A 3359-nucleotide genomic window follows, 5' to 3' on the forward strand; every position below is an offset into this window, starting at 1 on the left:
TTGGTGCCGGTGCCGTGCGCCTCGATGACGTCGACGTCGGCGGTGGCGAGCCGCGCCGCGGTCAACGCCTGGCTGATCACGCGCTGCTGGGCGGGTCCGTTCGGGGCGGTGAGCCCGTTCGACGCGCCGTCCTGGTTGACCGCGCTGCCGCNNNCGCGAGGACCGGGTGTCCGTTGCGCCGGGCGTCGGAGAGCTTCTCCACCAGCAGCCAGCCGACGCCCTCGGAGAACCCGGCGCCGTCGGCGGAGGCGGCGAAGGAGCGGCACCGCCCGTCCGGGGACAGCGCACGCTGCCGGCTCGACCCGACGTAGAGGCCGGGGGTGGCCATGATGGTGACGCCGCCGGCCAGCGCCAGCTCGCACTCCCCCGCCCGCAGCGCCTGCGCGGCCAGGTGCAACGCGACCAGCGAGGAGGAGCAGGCGGTGTCGATGGAAACCGCCGGCCCCTCCAGGCCGAGCGTGTACGACACCCGGCCGGAGGCGACGGCCGCCGCCCCGCCGGTCATCGAGTGCCCCTCGTCGCCGTCCGGCGACATCATCAGCAGCGTGCCGTAGTCCTGCCCGTTGGTGCCGACGAACACCCCGGTGCGGCTGCCGCGCAGCGTGGCCGGGTCGATGCCGGCGGACTCCACGGCCTCCCAAGCGGTCTCCAGCAGCAGCCGCTGCTGCGGGTCCATGGTGAGCGCCTCGCGGGGGCTGATGCCGAAGAACGCCGCGTCGAAGTCACCGGCGCCGTCGACGAAGCCGCCCTCGCGGGCGTACGAGGTGCCGGGGTGGTCGGGGTCGGGGTGGTAGAGCCGCTCGGTGTCCCAGCCCCTGTCCTCGGGGAACGGGGCGACCGCGTCCCGGCCGTCGCGCAGCAGCTCCCACAGGCCCTGCGGGTCGCGTACGCCGCCGGGCAGCCGGCAGCTCATCGCGACGATCGCCACCGGCTCCAGTTCCTGGGACTGGGCCTCGCTGAGCCGGCGGCGGGTGTCGTGCAGGTCCGCCATGACCCGCTTGAGGTAGTCGCGGAGCTTGTCTTCATTGGCCATCGGGGTGCCGCTTCCTCGCAGGGGACGGGGAGTGAGCCGGTGCGGTCAGGACAGACCGAGGTCGCGGTCGACCATGGCGAACAGTTCGTCGTCGGTGGCCTCGCCGAGGTGCCGGCCGATGTCGTCGCCGCCACCGCCCTGCCCCAGCCGGGTGAGCATGGCCTGGAGGCGGACGGTCGCCCGGACCCGGGCGGCCTCGTCCCGGGCCACCACGTCGAGCCCGTCGGCGATCCGGTCGAGGTCGTCGAGGAGCGCGGTCGGGGTGACCACGTCGTCCTGGGCCACCTCGGCGTAGATGTACTCGGCCAGCGTGGTCGGCGTCGGGTAGTCGAAGACCAGGGTGACCGGCAGCGCCACCCCGGTGGCCAGGCCGAGCCGGTTGCGCAGCTCGACCGCGGTGACCGAGTCGAACCCCAGCTCGCGGAACGCCCGGTGTTCGTCCACCGACTCCCCGGACGGGTAGTTGAGCACGGCCGCGACCTGCCCCCGGACCAGGGCGAGCAGCACGGCCATCCGGTCGGCGGCGGGCAGCCCGGCGAGCCGGTCACGCAGCGACTCGGGGCCGTCGGGCGCCTCGCCGCCGCTGGTCCGTTCCGCCGCCCGCAGCCGGCGTACGTCGGGCAGGTCGCTGATCAGCGGTCCGGGTCGGGTGGCGGTGAACGCGACGGAGAACCGTTCCCAGGCGATGTCGGCGACGGTGAGGAACGCCTCGCCGTGGTCGACGGCCTGGTGCAGCGCGGCGATCGCGGCCTCCGGCGGCATCTCGGGTACGCCGTGGCGGTGCAGCAGCTCGCCGAACGGCCCGTCGGCCATGCCGCCGCCGGCCCAGGCGCCCCAGGCGATGGAGGTGCCGGGCAGGCCGAGGCCGCGCCGGTGCTGGGCGAGCGCGTCGAGGAACGCGTTGCTCGGCGCGTAGTTGCCGACGCCGGAGCTGCCGACCGAACCGGCGAACGAGGAGAACATGACGAACGCGGCGAGGTCGAGGTCGAGGGTCAGCTCGTGCAGGTGGTACGCGACGTCGACCTTGGCGGCGAGGACCCGCTCGATCTGGTCGATGCGCATCTCGTTGATCAGGGCGTCGTCGAGCACCGCGCTGGCGTGCACCACCACCCGCAGCGGCTGTTCGGCGGGGATGCCGTCGATCAGCTCGGCCAGGGCGTCGCGGTCGGCGGCGTCGCAGGCGACCACGCTGGCGGTGGCGCCCAGCGCGGTCAGTTCCTCGACGAGCCGGTCGGCGCCGGGGGTGTCCGGGCCGCGCCGGCTGACCACGATGATGTTCTCCACCCCGCTGCGGGCCAGCCAGCGGGCGGCGTGGCCGCCGAGCGCGCCGGTGCCGCCGGTGACCAGGGCGGTGCCGGCGGGCTGCCACGGGTGCGCGGGCCGGCTGTCGCCGAGCGGGACGCGGGTGAGTCGCCGGCCGAGCAGGCCGCCGGGGCGTACCGCGATCTGGTCCTCCTCGCCGGCGGCGGTGAGGGCCGCGACGAGCAGGCCGGCGCTGCGCTCGTCGACCGCCTCCGGCAGGTCGACGAGTCCGCCCCACCGCTGCGGGTGTTCCAGCGCGGCGACCCGGCCGAAGCCCCAGACCATCGCCTGCCCGGGTGAGCGGAGCAGTTCGGCGCGGCCGACCGAGACGGCGCCGGACGTGACCGCCCACATCCGGGCGGCGAGGCCGATGTCGCCGAGCGCCTGGACCAGCGCGACGGTGGCGGCGAAGCCGCCGGGCACGGACGGGTGCATCGGGTGGACCAGCTCGTCGAAGGCGAGCAGCGACACCACGCCGGCGACCTCGGCCGGCTCGTCGCCGGCGGCGGGGGCGAGCGCCTCGCGCAGCAGCTTGCCGAGCAGGTCGCGGTCGGCGTCGGTGGTGCTGACCGGCACCGGTACGACGGTGGCGCCGGCGGCGGTGATCGCCTCGACGCACGCCTCCTGCCAGGGCTCGACGATCTCGCCGGTGGGCAGCACCACCACCCAGGTGCCGGCCATCTGACGGTTGGTGATGCCGGTGAGCGGCTTCCAGGTGTCCTGGTAGCGCCAGCTGTCGATGTCGGATTGGCGGCGGCGTTGCCGCCGCCAGCGGTGCAGCAGCGGCAGCGCGGGGGCCAGCGCGTCGAGGGCCGAACCGGCGGGGGTGTCCCCGTCGGCGACGACCTCGGCGAGGGCGGGCAGGTCGTCGCGTTCCACGGCGGCCCAGAAGCCGCTGTCGTCGGGGCCGGTGGCGCCGTCCGCCGGCTGGTCGGCGCGGTCGGGGCCGCCGCTGCCGTCGAGCCAGAGCCGCTGGTGGTCGAAGGCGTAGGTGGGCAGGTCGACGGTGTCGGTCTCGGCGAGG

Annotated in this window: 2 protein-coding genes and 1 pseudogene; all 3 read right to left on the reverse strand. The window is 75.4% G+C overall.

The window, feature by feature from the left end:
- The coding region (locus B1205_RS33465; protein WP_441338529.1) for a hypothetical protein at positions 1-266 on the reverse strand (266 nt) is incomplete at its 3' end.
- Positions 242-1033: pseudogene (locus B1205_RS31925) on the reverse strand (beta-ketoacyl synthase N-terminal-like domain-containing protein); the annotation flags it as partial. The gene B1205_RS33465 and the pseudogene B1205_RS31925, both read right to left, overlap by 25 nt.
- Positions 1034-1078: 45 nt before the next feature.
- The coding region (locus tag B1205_RS31930) for an SDR family NAD(P)-dependent oxidoreductase (protein ID WP_254910084.1) at positions 1079-3359 on the reverse strand (2281 nt) is incomplete at its 5' end.

The sequence above is a fragment of the Micromonospora sp. NBS 11-29 genome, assembly GCF_002140155.1.
Taxonomy (GTDB): domain Bacteria; phylum Actinomycetota; class Actinomycetes; order Mycobacteriales; family Micromonosporaceae; genus Micromonospora.